We start from the raw sequence: 19,847 nt of genomic DNA, 5'->3' as shown, positions 1-19,847 counted from the left end.
GCGCGTAACGGCCGATAGCTCCCCCGATTCTCGGGCTGGCCCTCCCTCAGGGGCCACGCCCGCGATCGTGCGGCATCGCCGCGCTGGCGCCTACAGGCAGGATTCGAGGAAGGGCTGATCGAAACCGAACTGCTTGGCCTTGTCCAGCGTATAGGGGCGCAGGCCCATGGCGCGATATTCGCCGATGATCTTGCCGTCGGCGCTTTCGTCCAGATATTCGAACTTGAATAGCTCCTGCGTCACGATCACCGGGCCTTCCATGCCGATCACCTCGGTGATGTTGGTGACGCGGCGGCTGCCGTCGCGCAGGCGCTTCACCTGGACGATGAGGTCCACCGAATCGGCGATCTGGCGGCTGATCGCCTCCTTGGGCACCTTGATGTCCGACATCATCACCATGTTTTCCATACGCGCCAGCGCCTCGCGCGGGGAGTTGGAGTGAAGCGTGCACATCGATCCATCGTGGCCGGTGTTCATGGCGGCGAGCATGTCGAAGCATTCGCTGCCGCGGATTTCGCCCAGGATGATGCGATCGGGGCGCATGCGCAGCGCGTTGACGACGAGATCGCGGATGGTGATCGCGCCATTGCCCTCCAGATTGGCGGGACGGGTTTCCAGCGGCAGCCAGTGGGGCTGCTGAAGCCGAAGCTCGGCCGCGTCCTCGATGGTGATGACGCGCTCGCCCGGGTCGATCATCTTCGAAAGCGCGTTCAGCATCGTCGTCTTGCCCGATCCGGTGCCGCCGGAGATGACGATGTTGAAGCGGCTGGCGCCGGCGATCTTCAGGGCGGTGGCCATCTTCGGGCTCATCGATCCGAAGCCGGCCATCATGTCGAGCGTGATCGGCTTGGCGGAGAATTTACGGATCGAGATGGCGGTGCCGCGCAGGGACAAGGGCGGCACGATCACGTTGACGCGGCTGCCGTCGGCCAGGCGGGCGTCGGCCAGCGGCGTCGTCTGGTCGACGCGGCGGCCGACCTTGTTGACGATGCGCTGGGCGATCTGGAACAGATGCTCCTCGTCGCGGAACTGGATGTTGGCGAGCTGCAGCTTGCCCTTCTTTTCGATGTAGGTCTGGTCCGGCCCGTTGACCATGATGTCGCTGATGTCGGCGTCGGCCAGCAGTTCCTCGAGCGGGCCGAGGCCGAGCAGCTCGTCCACCAGCACCTTTTCCAGCGCGAACTGCTCACGCCGGTTCAGGTTGATCTTCAGCTCCGCCAGCACCTCGCCGATGATCGGGCGGAATTCCTCGGCCAGCTCATCCTTGTTGAGCGTGGCGGCCGCCTCCGGGTCCACCCGCTCCAGCAGGCGCGGCAGCACCTGTTCCTTGATCTTGTGGACGGACGCCTCGAATCCCTCCGCCTTGGCGGGGCCGGCCTCGGCCGGGGCGTCCTGGCGATGGGCGAGCCGCGCCATCGCGTCCACCGGCGGCGCCGGCTCGGCGGGCGCGCCGGGCAGGGTCGCGGGATCGACCGTGGGGAACTGGTTGCCGCCGTCGAGCGGGGAGGAGGCGTTGCCCCCGCCCTGCATGGGCCGCGCCACGCCGAAGGAAGGGCGCTGGCCCGCGCCCGTCAATCCGCCGCGTCGTCCGAATGCGCTCATCCCCACTCACCTGTCACTTGCCGGAATTCCGGCCATGGTCTTAGGGCGCACTCTTTGACAATTGCCTAACCAATGCGGATGAACCGGGCGATGACCGTTCGCGCCGCAACCGCCGCCCCGGCCAATGCCAGCCATCGCCGCGCGGCGATGCTGCTGGCGCTCGCCGGTTTCGCCTGTCTTTCCGTGGGCGACGGGCTGGTGAAATCCATGGCCGGGCAATGGCCGGGATCGGCGATCTCGGCCCTGCGCTACGTCTTCGGCCTGATCGGGCTGGGCATCGCCATCGCGGTGACGCAGGGGAGAGCGGGATTCGCCTGCCCCCGGCCCTGGCTGCAATTCGGGCGCGGCGCAGCGGTCGCGGTGGCGACGCTGGGCTTTTTCCTGGGCGTGCAGGTGATGCCGCTGGCGGACAGCACCGCCATCCAGTTCACCAGCCCGATTCTCACGGCCCTGCTGTCCGCCCTGCTGCTGCGCGAGCATGCCGGCCGGGCGGTGTGGGTGGCGACCGTGATCGCCTTCGCCGGCGTGCTCATCGTGCTGCGGCCCAACCTGCTGGCGCTGGGGCCGGCCGCGCTGCTGCCGGTGGGCGCGGCGCTGGGCATGGCCTTCCTGATGATCTTCAACCGGATGGCGGCGGGCGGCGCATCGGCGATCCAGATGCAGTTCCTGGGCGCCTGCTTCGCCACGCCGATCCTGATCCTGGCGGCGGCCGTGGGCGAGCTTTCCGGCGCGGCGCGATTCCATGTGGCATGGCCGGACTGGACGGTGATGCTGCGCTGCGCGGTCGTTGCGGTGACGGGCACGGTCAGCCACCTCCTCATCTACCTCGCCACGACGCGGGCGAGCGCGGCCACGATCGCGCCGATGGCCTATATCCAGATCGTCGTGGCGCTGCTGATCGGCGCGCTCGCTTTCGGCGACCTGCCCGATCCGGTGACGGTGGGCGGCGTCGCGCTTATCATCTGCGCCGGCCTCTGGCTGTTTCGCGGCCAGAGCGAGCCGATGGTGGAAGGAACGCCCGACTGAGGCGGTCCCGGAGCGGGAGGAAGGCGATGCGATTCGCGGTGGCGATGGCCGGGCTGCTGGCGGTGGCGGCGCTGCCCGCCCGGGCGCAGGATGCGGCGAGCCTGGGCTGGCTTTCGGGCAACTGGCATTTCGAGGCGCCGGACAGGCGCTGGACGGCCGAATGGTGGACGGAACCCATGGGCGGGATGCTGATGGGCGGCAGCGTCACCGGCATCGGCGGCCAGGCCGATTTCTTCGAGCATGCCCGGATCGCCGCCGATGCGGATGGCACGCTCACCTATTTCGCCATGCCGCGCGGGCAGGCGGCGGTGCCGTTCCGGCTGGTGCGGGCGGACAAGGGGGAGGCGATGTTCGAGAATGCCGCCAACGATTTCCCGCAGCGCATCCACTATCGGCGCGAGGGCGATACGCTGGTCGCGACCATATCGACGCTGGACGGCGCGCGCGTCGAACGCTGGCATTATCGCCGGCGCTGACGCGCGCTCAGATAGTCAGGCGGGAACCGCCACGGCCCGCGGCCGGCGCCGGATCGCCATGCCGACCAGGCCGAAGCCGGCGATCATCATCGCCCATGTCGCGGGTTCGGGCACGGAGGCGGTGATCGCGAACTGGCGATCGATATCCCGCGCGATCGCCGCCTGCACCTGGGCGGTCGGGTGGGTGCCGTCGAATGAGAAATAGCCGGTGCAATCGATGTTCGGCCCCGGCGTCTCGCCGACCAGGCAGGGCACGGTGGTATTCAGCGGCGGCAGGCCCAGGCTGCCCGGATCGGACAGCAGCCGCCCGAACACGTCGAGCACGTCGTAGCGCATCAGATGCGTGCCGGCGTCGAGCGCGAGGCCGTCCAGCGACGTCTGCAGCATCGCATCGACCATATAGGCCAGCGGAATGTCGCCATTGGGGATGCCGGCGATCAGGATGTTCCGCGCGCCGATATCGTTCAAGAACTGCACGCCGGCCGCATAGGTGGACACGACGGCCGAGATATAGTCCGTCGGCGTGAAGCCGCCGATATTGCCGTCCACCAGCCCGAATATGTCATTGCCGCCGAAATTGAGGACATAGAGCGCGTTCGCATTGGCGACGCCGCCATGGTCGCCGGCATAGAAGCCGAGCTGCGCCTGGATATCGGGAATGGCATCGCCATGATCGACCACCCTGGCGCCGCCGAAGGCATAATTGTTGCCGCCGGCGAGCGAGGCCACCGTGGGGGCGCCGTAGAGCGCGATCGAGAGCAGATCGGTATAGTCGTAGCCGTTGGTGAAGCGGCCGTCATAATAGCCGAGTGATTCGTTCGGCGTTGCGCCGCCGGTCAGGATCTTGATGTTGCCGGCATCGACCAGGCTGTCGCCGAAGACGTAGAGATCGGAATATTTCGGGTTTGCCGTAGCGGCAATCGCCGCCGTGGAGACCATCGCGACGCAGCCGGCAATGGCCAGCCGCAGGGCTGTGCGTGCACGCATCCTCGTCCTCCTCCTTATTATGGAGAGGGAGGCTAGGCGCTTTCGTTAACCATGCAAGGGTTTGGGGCGGTGCGCCCCGAAAGGGGTAGGAAGCCGGCGTGCGGAAGGCGCCGCCGGCCTTCCGCCATCAGGCCTGGATTTCGGTCGCGGCCTCGGCCAGCACGGTCAGGCCCTTCTCGTTCACTTCCGCGAAGCCGCCTTCCACCTGGATGCGGGCGGAGACGGTGTTCGGGCCGGAATAGACGCGCAGCTCGCCCGAACGGATCACCGACATGAAGGGGGCATGGCCGGCGAGCACGCCGAATTCGCCCTCGGTGCCGGGAACGACCACCATGTGGACCTCCTCCGAAAGGAGCAGCTTTTCGGGGGTGACGAGTTCGAAGTGCAGGTTGGCCATATCATTCCTCTTAGCCCCCTCCCGCTTGCGGGAGAGGGTTGGGTGAGGGGGGTATTCTTTCGGGATGGAAGGAGGCGTTCGTGCCCGCCCTCATCCCGGTCCCCTCCCGCAAGCGGGAGAGGGATAGAGTCATGTTACGCGGCCTCGGCCAGCTTCCGGGCCTTGGCGACCGCTTCGTCGATGCCGCCGACCATGTAGAAAGCGGCTTCGGGCAGATGGTCATATTCGCCGTCGACCACCGCCTTGAACGACTTCACCGTATCCTCGATCTGCACGAACTTGCCGGGGATGCCGGTGAACACTTCGGCGACGTGGAACGGCTGGCTGAGGAAGCGCTGGATCTTGCGGGCGCGGGCAACGGTGAGCTTATCTTCTTCCGAAAGCTCGTCCATGCCCAGGATGGCGATGATGTCCTGCAGCGACTTGTACTTCTGCAGCGTTTCCTGGACCTTGCGGGCCGTCTCATAATGCTCCTGGCCGACGACGGCGGCAGTGAGCACGCGCGAGGTGGAGTCGAGCGGATCGACGGCCGGGTAGATGCCCAGCTCGGAGATGGCGCGCGACAGCACGGTCGTGGCGTCGAGGTGGGCGAAGGACGCGGCCGGCGCCGGATCGGTCAAGTCGTCGGCGGGCACGTAGATGGCCTGCACCGAGGTGATCGAGCCCTTGTTGGTCGAGGTGATGCGTTCCTGCAGCTGGCCCATGTCGGTGGCCAGCGTCGGCTGATAGCCCACGGCCGAAGGAATACGGCCCAGCAGAGCGGACACTTCCGAACCCGCCTGGGTGAAGCGGAAGATGTTGTCGACGAAGAACAGCACGTCCTGGCCTTCGACGTCGCGGAAATATTCGGCGATCGTCAGGCCCGAAAGCGCGACGCGGGCACGCGCGCCCGGCGGCTCGTTCATCTGGCCGAACACCAGCGCCACCTTCGAGCCGTCCGGCGTCGGGTTGCCATCGGCGTCCTTGGCGATGACGCCGGCGTCGAGGAATTCGTGATAGAGGTCGTTGCCCTCGCGGGTGCGCTCACCCACGCCCGCGAACACCGAGGTGCCGCCATGGCCCTTGGCGATGTTGTTGATCAGTTCCTGGATGAGCACGGTCTTGCCCACGCCGGCGCCGCCGAACAGGCCGATCTTGCCGCCCTTGGCGTAAGGCGCGAGCAGGTCGATCACCTTGATGCCGGTGACGAGGATCGAGGTTTCGGTCGACTGGTCGACGAACAGCGGCGCTTCCGCGTGGATCGGGGCGGACAGATCGGTATCGACCGGGCCGCGCTCGTCGATCGGCTCGCCGATCACGTTCAGGATGCGGCCGAGCGTCTTGGGGCCGACCGGCACGCGGATCTGCGATCCGGTGTCGACGACTTCCTGGCCGCGGGTGAGGCCGTCGGTCGTGTCCATCGCGATCGTGCGGACGGTGTTCTCGCCGAGGTGCTGGGCGACCTCGAGCACCAGGCGGTTGCCCTGGTTCTCGGTTTCCAGCGCCGAAAGGATCGCCGGCAGCTGGCCATCGAAATGGACGTCGACGACGGCGCCGATGACCTGGCTGACGCGGCCGACATTGCTGGCGGCGGCCTTACTGGCTTTCTTGGGCTCAAACATGTCTTCTCACCTCAATGTCCGGGTGCGTCACCCGATCAGGATTTGGTTTAGAGCGCTTCCGCGCCCGAAATGATTTCCACCAGCTCGGTGGTGATCGCGGCCTGGCGGGTCCGGTTATACTGGATCGTCAGGCGGTTGATCATGTCCCCCGCATTGCGGGTCGCATTGTCCATCGCCGTCATGCGGCTGCCCTGTTCGGAGGCCGCATTTTCCAGCATCGCGCGGAAAAGCTGAACGGCAACGTTGCGGGGCAGCAGCTCCGTCAGGATCGCTTCCTCGTCGGGCTCATATTCCACCGATGCTTCCGCGCCGCCCGTGGCCGGGGCCGCATTCACGGCCAGCGGCACGGGAATGATCTGCAGCTCGGTCGGGATCTGCGCCAGCGCCGACTGGAACTTGGCGAAGAACAGGTGGGCGATATCGAACTCGCCGGCGTCGAAGCGGCGGATCAGATCCTCGCTCACCTGATGCGCATCGGCGAAGGCGACGTTCTTGATGTGGCTCTGATCGACCTGGTGGACGATCTTGCCCGGATAGAGGCGGGCGATGACGGCGCGGCCCTTCTTGCCGATCAGGTAGAACTTCACGTCCTTGCCCTGGGCGATCAGCTCGTCCGCCGTCTTGCGCGCCAGCTTGACGATGTTGCTGTTGAAGGCGCCAGCGAGGCCGCGCTCCGACGTGGCGACGACCAGCAGGTGGCGCTGGTCGCTGCCGGTGCCGGCCAGCAGCTTCGGGCTGGACGGGCCGATCGTCACCTTGGAGGCGAGGCTGGACATCACCGTGGACAGCCGCTCCGCATAGGGGCGGCCCGCCTCGGCGGCCTGCTGCGCGCGGCGCAGCTTGGCGGCGGCGACCATCTTCATCGCCTTGGTGATCTTCTGGGTCGACTTCACCGAAGTGATGCGGACCTTTAGGCTCTTGAGGCTGGGCATATGCGATCAGTTCCGGGAAAGAGCGAGTTTGCCGGCGAAGCCGACGAATGCGGTGCCGAGGGCGCCTTCGATCCAGCGCATGGCCTGGCTGTTGCCGATGCGGGTGCCCGCGCGGGAGGCGAGGCCGGCAAGAAGCGCCAGCCAGGCGAAGCCCACGGCATAGACGATCCCGACCAGCAGGACGCCGCGCAGCGGCGCTTCCGGGCCGGTGCCGACGAACTGGGGCAGCGCCGCCAGGAAGAACACCGCCACCTTCGGGTTGAGGATGGTGGTGAGGAAACCCTGGCGGAACGGCGCGCCCATGGCGACCGGAGCGGCTTCACCCCTGGCGGGCGCGATCGCGCCGCGGACCAGCTTGAGGCCGAGCCAGGCGAGATAGATCGCGCCGATCGTCTTCACCGCCGCGAACATGCCGGGCACGGCATTGAGCAGGCTGAGGAAGCCGAAGCCGCACAGCGCCATATACCACACCCCGCCGAGCGCGATGCCGCTGGCGGTCGCGATGCCGGCGCGGAAGCCGCGCCGTGCCGCGTTGCCCGCCACGAGCATCGTGTCGGGGCCGGGGGTCAGCACCAGCGCGATCGCCAGCACCGTCCAGGCCAGAAGGGTGTGGGTGGTCAGCATCCGATCAGGCGAAGGTCTTGGCGAAGGCGTCCAGCGCGGCGGTCAGCTTCGCCTTCAGGTCGTCGCCCAGGTCCTTGGTGTCGCGAATGCCCTTCAGCACGTCCGCGTGATGCGCGCGCAGGTCGGCGAGCAGCGCGGCCTCGAAGCGGACGACATCGGACGCCGGGATGGCATCGAGATAGCCGTTCACGCCGGCGAAGATCGAGGCGACCTGTTCCTCGAACGGCATCGGGTTGAACTGGGCCTGCTTCAGCAGCTCGGTGAGGCGGGCGCCGCGGTTCAGGAGCTTCTGGGTCGAAGCGTCGAGATCCGAGCCGAACTGGGCGAAGGCCGCCATTTCGCGATACTGGGCCAGCTCCAGCTTGATCGAGCCGGCGACCTTCTTCATCGCCTTGGTCTGCGCGGCGGAACCGACGCGGCTGACCGAGAGGCCGACGTTAATCGCGGGGCGGATGCCCTGATAGAAGAGGTCGGTTTCGAGGAAGATCTGGCCGTCGGTGATCGAGATCACGTTGGTCGGGATGTAGGCGGAAACGTCGCCGGCCTGCGTTTCGATGATCGGCAGCGCGGTGAGCGAGCCGTTGCCGTTGGCGTCGTTCATCTTCGCCGCGCGCTCGAGCAGGCGCGAGTGGAGATAGAACACGTCGCCCGGATAGGCTTCGCGGCCCGGCGGACGGCGCAGCAGCAGCGACATCTGGCGATAGGCCACGGCCTGCTTGGAAAGATCATCATACACGATCACGGCGTGCATGCCGTTGTCGCGGAAATATTCGCCCATCGCGCAGCCGGTATAGGGCGCGAGGAACTGGAGCGGCGCCGGCTCGGACGCGGTGGCGGCGACGACGATGGAATATTCCATCGCGCCGTTTTCCTCGAGCTGGCGGACGATCTGGGCGACGGTCGAGCGCTTCTGGCCGACGGCGACATAGACGCAGTAGAGCTTCTTGCCCTCGTCGTCGCCCTTATTGGCTTCGCGCTGGTTGATGAAGGTGTCGATCGCGACCGCGGTCTTGCCGGTCTGGCGGTCGCCGATGATCAGCTCGCGCTGGCCACGGCCCACGGGGACGAGCGCGTCGAGCGCCTTGAGGCCGGTCTGCACCGGCTCGTGCACCGACTTCCTGGGGATGATGCCCGGCGCCTTCACCTCGACGCGGCGGCGCTCGCTATATTCGATCGGGCCCTTGCCATCGATCGGGTTGCCGAGGCCGTCGACGACGCGGCCGAGCAGGCCCTTGCCGACCGGCACGTCCACGATCGTGCCGGTGCGCTTGACGGTATCGCCTTCCTTGATCTCGGAATCGGTGCCGAAGATCACGACGCCGACGTTATCGGCTTCGAGGTTGAGCGCCATGCCCTTGATGCCGTTGGCGAATTCCACCATCTCGCCGGCCTGGACATTGTCCAGCCCGTGGATGCGGGCGATGCCGTCGCCGACCGACAGGACCGAGCCGACCTCGGAAACCTGCGCTTCGGAGCCGAACGAGGCGATCTGGTCCTTGATGACCTTTGAGATTTCTGCGGCGCGGATATCCATGTTCAGCCTTTCATCGCAGTCGCGAGAGTGTTCAATTTGGTGCGGATGGAGCCATCGACCTGGCGGCTGCCGACCTTGACGATCAGCCCGCCCAGAATCGCGGGATCGACATGCAGGTTCACGGCGACGTCGCGGCCGATCTGGGCCTTCAGCGTGGCCTTGAGCTCTTCCACCTGCGCATCGGAAAGCGGGTGGGCGGACGTCACCTCGGCGGTGGTTTCGCCGCGATACTGCGCCAGGATCTGGCCGAAGGCGCGGATGGCCGCGCCCGTCTGCGCCAGGCGGCGGTTGGTGGCGAGCACGCCCAGGAAGTTGGTGGTGAGGGGATCGAGCTTCAGCGCCACCGCCACGGCTTCCACCGCGTTGTTGGCGTCGTAGCGGGACACCATCGGGCTGGTCGTCAGCTCGCGCAGCTCGGCCGAATCGGCGAGCGCCTGCTTCAGGGTGGCGAGGCTGGCGGAAACGACGTCCAGCCTGTTCTCGTCACGGGCGAGCTCGAACAGCGCTATTGCATAGCGTCCTGCAAGGCTTGCCTGAATACCGCCGGAAATCTCCACGCGCCTAAAATCCCCCAAATGGATTTCGACCCATACGCAAAAAGGGGGCGCCGGAAGGGCGTCCCCGCATGGGTTGGGCGCCGGTTAGCAGGGGCGGTGCGGGGATGCAAGGCAGCCGTTCACCTTGTGGACATGCGGAGGGACAGGAAGGCCCGATCCGGCGGGACAAGCGCGACATCGGGGGTTCGACAAAGGCCGGCCGCGCGGGCTGGTGCCCGCCGGAAAGGCATCGCCGCTTTGAAAGCAAGCTGCGGGATGCGAAGCGGGCCAACCGGGTCCACATAAGCGGCATGACCCAGATCGAATCATCCCACCCGATCCCCGCAGGGGAGGCCATTGACGGCGACGCCGCCTGGGCGGCGGTGCTGCGCCGGGACCGGGCGCGCGACGGGCATTTCGTTACCGGGGTGCTTTCCACCGGCATCTATTGCCGGCCGTCCTGCGCGGCGCGGCACCCCCGGCGAGAAAATGTCCGTTTCTTTCGCGATGGCGCGGCCGCCCGCGCCGCCGGCCTGCGCCCCTGCCGGCGATGCCTGCCGGACGACGTCGCGCGCGACGAAGCGGGGATCGCCAGGGCGCTGGCCTATATCGCGGCGGAGGCCGAGCCGCCCTCGCTCGACGCCGTGGCCGCCGTCGCGGGCTATGCCCCTCACCATTTCCTGCGGCTGTTCCGCCGCGCCACCGGGCTGACGCCCGCCGCCTATGCCCGCGCGCTGCGGGCCCGCCGGGCCGAAACCGCGCTGAAGGAGACCGAGACCGTGACCGAAGCTCTCTACGATGCCGGCTATGCCGCCCCCGCCCGCTTCTACGCCGAGGCGCCGGCCCGGCTGGGGATGACCCCATCGGCCTGGCGCGACGGCGGCCGGGGCGTCTCCATCCGCTGGGCGATCGCGCCGACCAGCCTGGGCGCCATGCTGGTCGCCGCCACCGATCGCGGCATCTGCCGCCTGTCCTTCGACGAGGACGAATCGGTGCTGGCGGACCGTTTCCCACATGCCGATATCGCGCCCGGCGGGGCGGAGCTGGCCGATCTCGTCCGGCGCACGGTGGCGGCGGTCGAGGAGCCGGAACGGCCGCACGATCTGCCGCTCGATGTGAAGGGCACCGCCTTCCAGGAAGCGGTGTGGCGCGAGCTTTCCCGCATTCCGCCGGGCGAAACCCTCTCTTATGCCGCGCTTGCCGCCAAGGTGGGCCGGCCGGGCGCTGCGCGGGCGGCGGGTTCCGCCTGCGGCGCCAACAATGTCGCGGTGCTGATCCCCTGCCACCGCGCCAAGCGCGGCGACGGCACGCTCGGCGGCTATGCCTATGGCCTGGCGATCAAGCAGGAACTGCTGGCGCGGGAAGGGCGGGAGGGCTGAAGAGGGGCGGGATGCCGTCACCCTGGACCTGGTTCAGCGCCCCTCGCGCGACAAGCGATGTCGGCGCGCGTGGAAGGATGGGTGCTGAACCAGGTTTGGCATGACGGATTGGGGACAGGAATGCGCTCGGGCATCCGCTAGTGCATCGGCAGGACGAAGCCGTTAGGAGAGGCGTCGCCCTTGTCTCTCTGGAGCTTTCGTGACCGCCGATCCCTTCGCCCAGCTTTTCCGGTCCTCGGCGGAATTGTTCGTGCAGTCGCTGGACGTGGCCGGGGATCGCCTGCTCGTCGCGCGGATGGCGGAGGCGGATTATGCCGGGGCGAGCTTCCTCGATCAGCGCATCCTCACGCAGGACCGCCCCTGCCAATGGTTCGGCTGGGAGGATCTGGAACGCCTGTCGGGATCGTTGCCGGCCACGGCCCGTCACATCTTCCATATCGGCCATGTCGGGTCGACGCTGATATCCCGGCTGCTGGGCGAGCTGCCGGACGTGCTGGCGGTGCGGGAGCCCGTGCTGCTGCGCGGGCTCGCGGACCTGCGGCGCATCCGGGGCAGGCCCGAATCCGCCTGGTCGCCGCAACGGTTCGATGCGCGGGTCGGCATGGCGCTGGGCTGGCTTTCGCGGACGTTCCGGCCCGAGCAGCGCGCCATCGTCAAGGCGACCAGCTTCGTTTCCGATCTTGCGCCCGAAATCCTGGCGGCCGGGCAGAAGGCGCTTTTCCTGTTCGTGAAGCCCGAAAGCTATCTGCCGACCATCCTGGCCGGCGAGGCATCGATGCAGGAGCTGGCGGTCTGGAGCCCGACCCGGCTCCTCCGCCTCCACGCCCGGATCGGCGCCGAGCCCTGGCGGCTGTGGGAGATGTCGCCGGGCGAGCGCGTGGCGCTCGGCTGGGCGTGCGAGATGGCCGCGCTGGAAGAAGCCGGCGCGGGCGCCGCGGAAGGGCAGGCGCTGTGGATGGACTTCGATGGCTTCCTGGCCGATCCGGCGGCATCGCTTGCGCGGATCGCCGCCCATTTCGAGGCGCCGCTGGCGATGGAACAGGCGCAGGCGCTTGTCGGCGGGCCGATCATGTCGCGCTATTCCAAGGCGCCCGAGCATGGCTATAGCCCGCAATTGCGGCGCGACGTGCTGGCCCAGGCGAGGCGCGATCAGGCGGGGGAGATCGCCCGGGGCCAGCGCTGGCTTGCCGAGGCCGGCCGCCAATATCCGTTGATCGCCCGCGCGCTGGATCGCGCGGCGCAGGGAGTGCATTGATGTTCAGGCTGATCGAGAATGTGTTGGCGCCGGAGGCGGTGGCGGAGCTCCGGCAGATCGCGGCGACCTCCAATTTCGTGGACGGGCGCGTCAGCAACCCGCACTCGCGGGTGAAGAACAACCAGCAGCTTCATGAACCCCAGCCAGCGGAACGGACGGCGCAGATCGTGGCGCGCGCGCTGCTCGGCAACCGGGAATTCTTCGACGTGGCCTTTCCCAAGGCGATCGCGCCGCCGCTGCTGGCGCGTTACGAGCCGGGGATGAATTACGGCCTGCATCCCGATGCGGCGATGATGCAGACGCCGAACGGGCCGCTCAGGTCCGATCTGAGCTGCACCGTCTTCCTGGCCGATCCGGCAAGCTATGACGGCGGCGCGCTGCGCATCATGCTGGGCAGCGGCGAGATGCGGTTCAAGGGGCCGCCCGGCTCGGCGATCGTCTATCCGTCGATGACGCTTCATGAGGTGGAGCCGGTGACGCGCGGGCAGCGGCTGGTGGCGATCACCTTCATCCAGAGCCGCATCGCCGATCCGGTGGAGCGCGACCTGCTCTACGAGCTGAACGAGGTGGCGGCGCTGGAGGGCAATAATATGGCGCCGGAGAATTTCTCCCGTCTGCAGGCCGTGCAGTTCAATCTGATGCGGCGCTGGACGGATCACCCCTGATCGGCATTTCCTTTCCGGCTTCGCATCCCTAATTCGGGGGCGTGAACCCTCGCGCCCGTGTCCTCCTGCTCAACCCCGCGCTCGGTCCGCTCGATTATCGGGTGGATCCGGGGCAGGACGTGCGGCCGGGATCGATCGTGCTGGCGCCGCTCGGCCCCCGGCAGTGGACCGGGGTGGTGTGGGAGGCGGATCGTATGCCTTCCGATGCGGAGGTGGGCGACAATCGTCTGCGCCCGCTGGCCGGCGTCTATGATCTGCCGCCGCTGGGCGAGCCGCTGCGCCGGCTGATCGAGTGGACCGCCAATTATTATCTCGCGCCGCCGGCCGCCGTGCTGCGGATGGCGCTTTCCTCCGCATCGGCGCTGGATGGCGCGCGGACCGTGACCGAATATCGCGCCACCGGCCGGGTGCCGGATCGCCTCACCCCGCAGCGCGAGCAGGCGCTGGAGCGGATCGGCGAGCGGCAGGGGCTGGTGCGCGAGCTGGCCGCCATCGCCGACGTTTCCGATGCGGTGATCCGGGGGCTGGTGAAGGCCGGCGCGATCGAGGCGGTGGAGGTTTCGGTCGACGATCCCTTCCTCGATCCCGATCCCGACCATGCCCGGCCCGATCTTTCGGCGGATCAGGCGGCGGTGGCGGGCCGGCTGGTGGAGGCGGTGCGCGCGCACGCATTCCAGCCCTTCCTGCTCGACGGCGTGACCGGATCGGGCAAGACCGAGGTTTATTTCGAGGCGGTGGCCGAGGCGATTCGGCAGGGGCGGCAGACGCTGGTGCTGCTGCCCGAGATCGCCTTGACCGAGCCGTTCCTGAAGCGCTTCGCCGCGCGTTTCGGCCATGCGCCCATCGCCTGGCATTCGGACCTGCGCCAGTCGCAGCGGCGGCGGGCCTGGCGGGCGATTGCGACCGGCGAGGCGAAGGTGGTGGTGGGCGCGCGCTCCGCCCTGTTCCTGCCTTATGCGAAGCTCGGCCTGATCGTGGTGGACGAGGCGCACGAGACCAGCTTCAAGCAGGAAGACGGCGTGATGTATCACGCCCGCGACGTGGCGGTGATGCGCGGCGGCTTCGAAAGCTGCCCGGTGGTGCTGGCATCCGCCACGCCCGCGATCGAGACGCGCCAGCAGGTGGCGCTGGGCCGCTATGAGGAGCTGAAGCTGCCCGGCCGTTACGGCGTGGCGCAGATGCCCGATATCAACGAGGTGGACCTGCTGCGCGATCCGCCGCCGCGCGGCCGCTGGCTGGCGCCGACGCTGGTGAAGGCGATCGAGGAGACGCTGGAGCGCAAGGAACAGGCGCTGTTGTTCCTCAACCGGCGGGGCTATGCGCCGCTCACTTTGTGCCGGACCTGCGGGCACCGCTTCCAATGCCCCAATTGCACGGCCTGGATGGTGGAGCACCGGCTGATGGCGCGGCTGGCCTGCCATCATTGCGGCCATGTCATGCCGCCGCCGGCCTTCTGCCCCGAATGCAAGGCGGAGGATTCGCTGGTCGCCTGCGGGCCGGGGGTGGAGCGGATCGCCGATGAAGCGTCCGCGCTCTTCCCCGACGCGAAGACGGCGGTGGTGACGTCGGACACGCTCTGGTCGCCGGCCAAGGCGGCGGAGTTCGTCGGCCGGATGGAGGCGGGCGATATCGATATCGTCATCGGCACCCAGCTCATCACCAAGGGCTATCACTTCCCGAACCTCACTCTGGTGGGCGTGGTGGATGCCGATCTCGGGCTGGCCGGCGGCGATCTGCGCGCGGCGGAACGCAGCTTCCAGCAGATCGCGCAGGTGGCGGGGCGGGCAGGGCGCGGCGCCAAGCCCGGCCATGTCTATATCCAGACGCGCGAGCCGTCCGCGCCCGTCATCCGCGCGCTGGTGTCGGGTGATGCGGAAAGCTTCTATGCCGCCGAAACCGAATCCCGCCGCGCCGCCAACGCGCCGCCCTTCGGCCGTTACGCCGCAATCATCATCTCGTCCGAAAAGCTGGAGGAAGCGGTGGAAACGGCCCGGCTGATCGGCCGCACCGCGCCCGAGGTGGATGGCATGCACGTCTTCGGCCCCGCGCCGGCCCCGCTCGCCATGCTGCGCGGCCGGCATCGCCAGCGCCTGCTGGTCCATGCCCGCCGCGCGCTCGACGTGCAGGATGTGATCCGCCAGTGGCTGGGCGCGCTGGAATGGCCGCGCGGCGTGCGCGTGGCGGTGGACGTGGACCCTTACTCCTTCGTTTGAGCCATTGTTGCCGGGGCGCGGCCGTGGCACCTTGCGGGCCATGGGCGTGGTGGAACTGCTCGGTGTCGCCGCCAGCGTCAGCCTGCTCGCGGGCTGGAGGCTCTATCTCTGCGTGTTCGCGACGGGGCTGGCGATGCGCACGGGCTGGATCGATCTGCCGCAGCATCTCTCCTCGCTGGACGTGCTGGCCAATCCCTGGGTGATCGGCATATCCGCGGTGGCGCTGCTCGCCGAATTCCTGGCGGACAAGATCGCCATCGTCGACAGCGTCTGGGATGCGATCCACACGCTGATCCGCCCGGTGGGCGGCGCGCTGCTGGCCATGGCGATCGTCGATGCCAGCGATCCCGCCTGGCAGGTGGCGAGCTTCCTGCTGGGCGGCGGCGCGACGCTGATGGCGCACGGCGCCAAGGCCGGGGCGCGGGCGGTGGTGAATGCCAGCCCCGAACCGTTCAGCAATATCGCGGTTTCGACCGGGGAGGACGTCGCCACCACGGGCCTGCTCTACCTAGCGCTCGCCAATCCGGTGGCGGCGGTGGCGATCGCCTTGCTGCTGCTGGCGGCGGTGGTGTTGACGCTCTGGTGGGTGCGGCGGCTGTTGAAGCGGTTGCTGGGCGGGCCTGAAAGGGCCGCGTGAACCGGCGCCGATAGCCTCATGGCCAAAAAGAAAACGCCGCCCCGGCGATCGACCGGGGCGGCGCTGTTTCCTGGACGTAGCGGCGGAGCCGCGTCGATCAGCCCTTCACCTCGGCCTTGGCCTTGCCGCCCTTCTTCGGGCGCTTGGGCGCGGCGGGGGTGATCTCGAAGGCGAGGGCCTCGTCCTTCAGGCGGACCTTCACCTCGCCGCCATGGACGAGCTTGCCGAACAGCAACTCCTCGGCCAGCGGCTGCTTGATCTTCTCCTGGATCAGGCGGCCCATCGGGCGGGCGCCGTAGAGCTTGTCATAGCCCCGGGCGGTGAGCCACGCCTTGGCGTCCTCGTCCATCGAGATGTGGACATCGCGATCGGCCAGCTGAAGCTCGAGCTGGAGGATGAACTTCTCCACCACCCGGCTCACCACCTCGGTCGGCAGGTAGCTGAACGGCACGATCGCATCGAGGCGGTTGCGGAATTCGGGGGTGAACATCTTCTTCACCGCCTCTTCCTGCGCATCCTCGCGGCTGGTCGCGCCGAAGCCGATGCCCTCGCGCGCCATGTCCGACGCGCCGGCATTGGTCGTCATGATCAGGATGGTGTTGCGGAAATCCACCGTCTTGCCGTGGTGATCGGTCAGCTTCCCATTGTCCATCACCTGCAGCAGGATGTTGAACAGGTCGGGATGCGCCTTCTCGATCTCGTCGAGCAGCAGCACGCTGTGCGGATGCTGGTCGACCGCATCGGTCAGCAGGCCGCCCTGATCGTAGCCGACATAGCCCGGAGGCGCGCCGATCAGCCGGCTGACCGAGTGGCGCTCCATATATTCGGACATGTCGAACCGCTGCAGCGGGATGCCCATGATCTGGGCGAGCTGGCGGGCGACCTCCGTCTTGCCGACGCCGGTGGGGCCGGAGAACAGATAGTTGCCGATCGGCTTGTCCGGATCGCGCAGGCCCGCGCGGCTCAGCTTGATGGCGGAGGAGAGGACCTCGATCGCGCGATCCTGGCCGAACACCACGCGCTTCAGGTCGGTCTCCAGCGTCTCCAGCACCTTCTTGTCGTCGGTGGAGACGGATTTTGGCGGGATGCGCGCCATCGTCGCGATCACGGCCTCGATCTCCTTGGGCGTGATCACCTTCTTCCGGCGCGACGGCGGCACCAGCATCTGCATGGCGCCCACCTCGTCGATCACGTCGATCGCCTTGTCGGGCAGCTTGCGATCGTTGATGTAGCGGGCCGAAAGCTCGACCGCCGACTTGATCGCATCCGGCGTATATTTCACCGAATGATGTTCCTCGAAGGCCGAACGCAGGCCGGCGAGGATCTTGATCGTATCCTCCACCGTCGGCTCGTTGACGTCGATCTTCTGGAACCGGCGCAGCAGCGCGCGATCCTTTTCGAAATGGTTGCGGAATTCCTTGTAGGTGGTCGATCCGATGCAGCGGATCGTGCCGCCGGAAAGGGCCGGCTTCAGCAGGTTGGACGCATCCATGGCGCCGCCCGACGTGGCGCCGGCGCCGATCACGGTGTGGATCTCGTCGATGAACAGCACGGCGTGCGGCAGCTTCTCCAGCTCCGTCACCACCTGCTTCAGCCGTTCCTCGAAATCGCCGCGATAGCGGGTGCCGGCGAGCAGCGCCCCCATGTCGAGCGAATAGATCACGGCCGGCAGCAGCACGTCCGGCACGTCGCCTTCCACGATCTTGCGGGCCAGGCCCTCGGCGATCGCCGTCTTGCCCACGCCCGGATCGCCCACGTAAAGCGGGTTGTTCTTGGACCGGCGGCACAGGATCTGGACGGTGCGGTCCACCTCCGGCCCGCGGCCGATCAGCGGATCGACGCGGCCGTCCTTGGCCTTTTCGTTGAGGTTGACGCAGAACTGCTTGAGGGCGCTCTCGCCCTTCTTGCCATCCTGCTTCTGGGCCTTTTCCTCGTCCGCGCCCTTCACTTCGCGCTGCTCCGTGGGCTGGCCGGCCTTGCCGACGCCGTGGCTGATATAGCTGACCGCATCCAGCCGGCTCATATCCTGCTGCTGGAGGAAATAGACCGCGTAGGATTCGCGTTCGGAAAAGAGCGCGACGAGAACGTTGGCGCCCGTCACTTCCTCCCGCCCGGAGGACTGGACGTGGAGGATCGCGCGCTGGACCACGCGCTGGAAACCGCTGGTGGGCGAGGGATCGGTATTGCCCTCCACCTTCAGCGCATCGAGCTCGGTATCGAGATAGAGGCGCACGGCCTCCTTGAGATCGCCCAGCTCCACCCCGCAGGCGGCCATGACCTTGGCGGCATGCTCGTCGTCGATCAGCGCGAGCAGGAGATGTTCGAGCGTGGCATATTCGTGACGGCGGCTGGACGCGGCGGAAAGCGCGTTGTGCAGGGTCTGTTCCAGCTCGCGGGCGAAAGATGGCATTGCAATCTACTCCTTCAGGCCGCGTGGGAGGCGCGACCCGCTGACACATATGTCGTGAGCCTGGGGGCGTTCATCAAGGCACCCGGCCGATCCGGTGCTTCCCGCGTGGAAAGAGCGCCCATCGCCGTTGAAGCCCGCCCGAGCCCGATCGCGTCTTCCGCGCTCAGGCTGGCCCGTCCTCATCGCCGGAATAGGGACTCGGCGCTTGCGCGGTGGTTAACGGCGGCATCGATCTTGCCGCGCACCCGGGCGATCTCCGCCTCCAGCGCGGCGATTCTCGCGTTCAGCTCGTCCACCGAAAACGGGTCGAGATCCTGCAGGCGAAGCAGCGTCAGCGGATCGTCGGTGCGTCGGGGAAGATTGTCGTCAACGTCCATTCGGGGAGCGTTGACCGATGCGCGCTCCATGTCAATAAACGCGACCTGACAAAAGCGCCGAACGGGGGAAATATGGCCGCGCTTCCGGAAACCATGCGGGCGATCGATCCGGACGAGACCGGCGGGCCGGAGGTGCTGCGCGTGGTGGAGCGGCCGGTGCCCCGGCCCGGCGCGGGGGAGGTGCTGATCCAGGTCGCGGCGGCGGGCGTGAACCGGCCGGACGTGGTGCAACGGAAAGGGGGCTATCCGCCCCCGCCCGGCGCCCCCACGATCCCCGGCCTGGAGGTGGCCGGCCGCATCGTCGCGCTGGGGCCGGGGGTGGAAAGCGAATGGCTCGCCCAGCCGGTCTGCGCGCTGCTGGCGGGCGGGGGCTATGCCGAATATGCGGTCGCGGCCGTCGGCCAGTGCCTCGCGGTGCCGCCCGGCCTGCCGCTGATGGAGGCGGCCGCCATTCCCGAGACGCTGTTCACCGTGTGGACCAATTTGTTCGAGCGCGCTTATGCGGTGGAGGGGGATGTCGCCCTCGTCCACGGCGGCACCAGCGGGATCGGCACGATGGCGATCCAGCTCGGCAAGCTGTTCGGCCTCACCATGATCGTCACCTGCGGATCGGACGAGAAATGCGCCCGCGCGATCGCCATCGGCGCCGATCACGCGATCAACTATCGCACGGCCGATTTCGTCGAGGAGGTGAAGCAGATCACCGGCGGGCGCGGCTGCCAGGTGGTGCTGGACATGGTGGGTGGGGATTATGTGCCCCGCAACCTCGCCTGCCTGGCCGACGACGGCCGCCACGTCTCGATCGCGGTGCAGCGCGGCGCCAAGGCGGAGGTGCCGATCTGGGATATCATGCGCCGCCGCCTGACCCTTACGGGATCGACGCTGCGTCCCCGCTCCGCCGCGTTCAAGAGCCTCGTCGCGGACGAGCTGGCGGCAACCGTATGGCCGTTCGTGCGCGAAGGCCGGCTCAGGCCGGTGATCGACCGCACCTATACGCTGGAGGAGGCCGCCCTTGCCCATGCCCGCATGGAATCGGGCGATCATGTCGGCAAGATCGTGCTGCTGGTCGGCGAACAGGGCAGCGCTGCTTCCTTATAATTCCGCATCGATCCGCCATCTGCCGCCGGCATCGGGCGGGTGCGCGATTTTCGCGCGCATTTCCCGACGGGCTCGCCTATAGGGGGCCGATTTCATAT

General features: G+C 67.8%; 17 protein-coding genes and 2 pseudogenes. 8 read left to right on the top strand and 11 right to left on the bottom strand.

Annotation, left to right across the window (positions count from 1 at the left end):
- Positions 1 to 90: 90 nt before the first annotated feature.
- On the bottom strand, positions 91 to 1,602 hold the full coding sequence (locus G432_RS05000; protein WP_041864795.1) for a CpaF family protein: 1,512 nt from the start codon (positions 1,600 to 1,602) through the stop codon (positions 91 to 93).
- 90 nt (positions 1,603 to 1,692) lie between these two features.
- On the opposite strand from G432_RS05000, the gene G432_RS04995 reads away from it, so the two are divergent.
- A complete protein-coding gene (locus tag G432_RS04995) occupies positions 1,693 to 2,628 on the top strand; it encodes a DMT family transporter (RefSeq protein ID WP_015457733.1) in 936 nt (311 codons plus the stop codon).
- A 26-nt stretch (positions 2,629 to 2,654) separates the two neighbouring features.
- Positions 2,655 to 3,104 (top strand): DUF6265 family protein, encoded by a 450-nt coding sequence (locus tag G432_RS04990; protein ID WP_015457732.1) that lies wholly within the window; start codon positions 2,655 to 2,657, stop codon positions 3,102 to 3,104.
- Between the two features lie 15 nt (positions 3,105 to 3,119).
- On the opposite strand, the pseudogene G432_RS24390 reads toward G432_RS04990, so the two are convergent.
- The 8 genes and pseudogenes from G432_RS24390 to G432_RS04955 all read right to left on the bottom strand — a co-directional run.
- Positions 3,120 to 3,221, bottom strand: a pseudogene (locus tag G432_RS24390) (PEPxxWA-CTERM sorting domain-containing protein); the annotation flags it as partial.
- Positions 3,222 to 3,308: 87 nt separating this feature from the next.
- Positions 3,309 to 4,043, bottom strand: a pseudogene (locus tag G432_RS24030) (SGNH/GDSL hydrolase family protein); the annotation flags it as partial.
- Positions 4,044 to 4,218: 175 nt separating this feature from the next.
- Positions 4,219 to 4,488 (bottom strand): ATP synthase F1 subunit epsilon, encoded by a 270-nt coding sequence (locus G432_RS04980; protein ID WP_015457730.1) that lies wholly within the window; start codon positions 4,486 to 4,488, stop codon positions 4,219 to 4,221.
- A 134-nt stretch (positions 4,489 to 4,622) separates the two neighbouring features.
- Positions 4,623 to 6,089, bottom strand: coding sequence for a F0F1 ATP synthase subunit beta (gene atpD, locus G432_RS04975; protein WP_015457729.1), 1,467 nt, complete (start codon positions 6,087 to 6,089; stop codon positions 4,623 to 4,625).
- Between the two features lie 47 nt (positions 6,090 to 6,136).
- Positions 6,137 to 7,021, bottom strand: coding sequence for a F0F1 ATP synthase subunit gamma (locus tag G432_RS04970; RefSeq protein WP_015457728.1), 885 nt, complete (start codon positions 7,019 to 7,021; stop codon positions 6,137 to 6,139).
- Between the two features lie 6 nt (positions 7,022 to 7,027).
- The gene (locus G432_RS04965) at positions 7,028 to 7,645 is read right to left on the bottom strand and encodes a LysE family translocator (RefSeq protein WP_015457727.1); all 618 of its coding nucleotides are present in this window, start codon (positions 7,643 to 7,645) and stop codon (positions 7,028 to 7,030) included.
- A 4-nt stretch (positions 7,646 to 7,649) separates the two neighbouring features.
- On the bottom strand, positions 7,650 to 9,179 hold the full coding sequence (gene atpA / locus G432_RS04960; protein WP_015457726.1) for a F0F1 ATP synthase subunit alpha: 1,530 nt from the start codon (positions 9,177 to 9,179) through the stop codon (positions 7,650 to 7,652).
- A 2-nt stretch (positions 9,180 to 9,181) separates the two neighbouring features.
- A complete protein-coding gene (locus G432_RS04955; protein ID WP_015457725.1) occupies positions 9,182 to 9,736 on the bottom strand; it encodes a F0F1 ATP synthase subunit delta in 555 nt (184 codons plus the stop codon).
- Positions 9,737 to 10,026: 290 nt separating this feature from the next.
- Here G432_RS04955 and ada point away from each other — a divergent pair, with 290 nt between their 5' ends.
- The 5 genes from ada (at position 10,027) to G432_RS04930 (ending at position 15,864) form a co-directional block, all read left to right on the top strand.
- Positions 10,027 to 11,094 (top strand): bifunctional DNA-binding transcriptional regulator/O6-methylguanine-DNA methyltransferase Ada, encoded by a 1,068-nt coding sequence (ada, locus tag G432_RS04950; RefSeq protein WP_015457724.1) that lies wholly within the window; start codon positions 10,027 to 10,029, stop codon positions 11,092 to 11,094.
- Positions 11,095 to 11,293: 199 nt separating this feature from the next.
- On the top strand, positions 11,294 to 12,349 hold the full coding sequence (locus G432_RS04945) for a hypothetical protein (protein WP_015457723.1): 1,056 nt from the start codon (positions 11,294 to 11,296) through the stop codon (positions 12,347 to 12,349).
- Entirely contained in the window at positions 12,349 to 13,014 is a 666-nt protein-coding gene (locus G432_RS04940; RefSeq protein WP_015457722.1) for a Fe2+-dependent dioxygenase, read from the top strand. Before G432_RS04945 ends, G432_RS04940 begins: the two co-directional genes overlap by 1 nt.
- Positions 13,015 to 13,055: 41 nt before the next feature.
- Positions 13,056 to 15,227, top strand: a complete 2,172-nt coding sequence (locus G432_RS04935; protein WP_015457721.1) for a primosomal protein N' — start codon at positions 13,056 to 13,058, stop codon at positions 15,225 to 15,227.
- A 40-nt stretch (positions 15,228 to 15,267) separates the two neighbouring features.
- Positions 15,268 to 15,864, top strand: coding sequence for a DUF4126 domain-containing protein (locus G432_RS04930; RefSeq protein WP_015457720.1), 597 nt, complete (start codon positions 15,268 to 15,270; stop codon positions 15,862 to 15,864).
- 97 nt (positions 15,865 to 15,961) lie between these two features.
- Here the strand turns inward: G432_RS04930 and clpA are convergent, their stop codons facing one another.
- On the bottom strand, positions 15,962 to 18,274 hold the full coding sequence (gene clpA / locus G432_RS04925; RefSeq protein ID WP_015457719.1) for an ATP-dependent Clp protease ATP-binding subunit ClpA: 2,313 nt from the start codon (positions 18,272 to 18,274) through the stop codon (positions 15,962 to 15,964).
- Positions 18,275 to 18,453: 179 nt separating this feature from the next.
- Positions 18,454 to 18,651, bottom strand: a complete 198-nt coding sequence (locus G432_RS04920; RefSeq protein ID WP_015457718.1) for a DUF1192 domain-containing protein — start codon at positions 18,649 to 18,651, stop codon at positions 18,454 to 18,456.
- A gap of 72 nt (positions 18,652 to 18,723) precedes the next feature.
- Between G432_RS04920 and G432_RS04915 the strand changes: the two genes are divergently transcribed.
- On the top strand, positions 18,724 to 19,749 hold the full coding sequence (locus G432_RS04915; RefSeq protein ID WP_015457717.1) for an NAD(P)H-quinone oxidoreductase: 1,026 nt from the start codon (positions 18,724 to 18,726) through the stop codon (positions 19,747 to 19,749).
- Positions 19,750 to 19,847: the final 98 nt, after the last annotated feature.

Origin of the sequence: Sphingomonas sp. MM-1 (genome assembly GCF_000347675.2) — a bacterium.
GTDB classification, from domain to species: Bacteria; Pseudomonadota; Alphaproteobacteria; order Sphingomonadales; family Sphingomonadaceae; genus Sphingomonas_E; species Sphingomonas_E fennica.
Note: the sequence above shows the minus strand (reverse complement) of the source record. Positions and strands in the feature narration are given on the sequence as shown.

Coding starts and splice junctions, on each gene's coding strand:
- atpA (WP_015457726.1), bottom strand. CDS start 9,179: ATGGATATCCGCGCCGCAGAAATCTCAAAGGTCATCAAGGACCAGATC.
- G432_RS04980 (WP_015457730.1), bottom strand. CDS start 4,488: ATGGCCAACCTGCACTTCGAACTCGTCACCCCCGAAAAGCTGCTCCTT.
- G432_RS05000 (WP_041864795.1), bottom strand. CDS start 1,602: ATGAGCGCATTCGGACGACGCGGCGGATTGACGGGCGCGGGCCAGCGC.
- G432_RS04940 (WP_015457722.1), top strand. CDS start 12,349: ATGTTCAGGCTGATCGAGAATGTGTTGGCGCCGGAGGCGGTGGCGGAG.
- G432_RS04915 (WP_015457717.1), top strand. CDS start 18,724: ATGGCCGCGCTTCCGGAAACCATGCGGGCGATCGATCCGGACGAGACC.
- G432_RS04930 (WP_015457720.1), top strand. CDS start 15,268: ATGGGCGTGGTGGAACTGCTCGGTGTCGCCGCCAGCGTCAGCCTGCTC.
- atpD (WP_015457729.1), bottom strand. CDS start 6,089: ATGTTTGAGCCCAAGAAAGCCAGTAAGGCCGCCGCCAGCAATGTCGGC.
- G432_RS04990 (WP_015457732.1), top strand. CDS start 2,655: ATGCGATTCGCGGTGGCGATGGCCGGGCTGCTGGCGGTGGCGGCGCTG.
- clpA (WP_015457719.1), bottom strand. CDS start 18,274: ATGCCATCTTTCGCCCGCGAGCTGGAACAGACCCTGCACAACGCGCTT.
- G432_RS04970 (WP_015457728.1), bottom strand. CDS start 7,021: ATGCCCAGCCTCAAGAGCCTAAAGGTCCGCATCACTTCGGTGAAGTCG.
- G432_RS04920 (WP_015457718.1), bottom strand. CDS start 18,651: ATGGACGTTGACGACAATCTTCCCCGACGCACCGACGATCCGCTGACG.
- G432_RS04965 (WP_015457727.1), bottom strand. CDS start 7,645: ATGCTGACCACCCACACCCTTCTGGCCTGGACGGTGCTGGCGATCGCG.
- G432_RS04995 (WP_015457733.1), top strand. CDS start 1,693: ATGACCGTTCGCGCCGCAACCGCCGCCCCGGCCAATGCCAGCCATCGC.
- ada (WP_015457724.1), top strand. CDS start 10,027: ATGACCCAGATCGAATCATCCCACCCGATCCCCGCAGGGGAGGCCATT.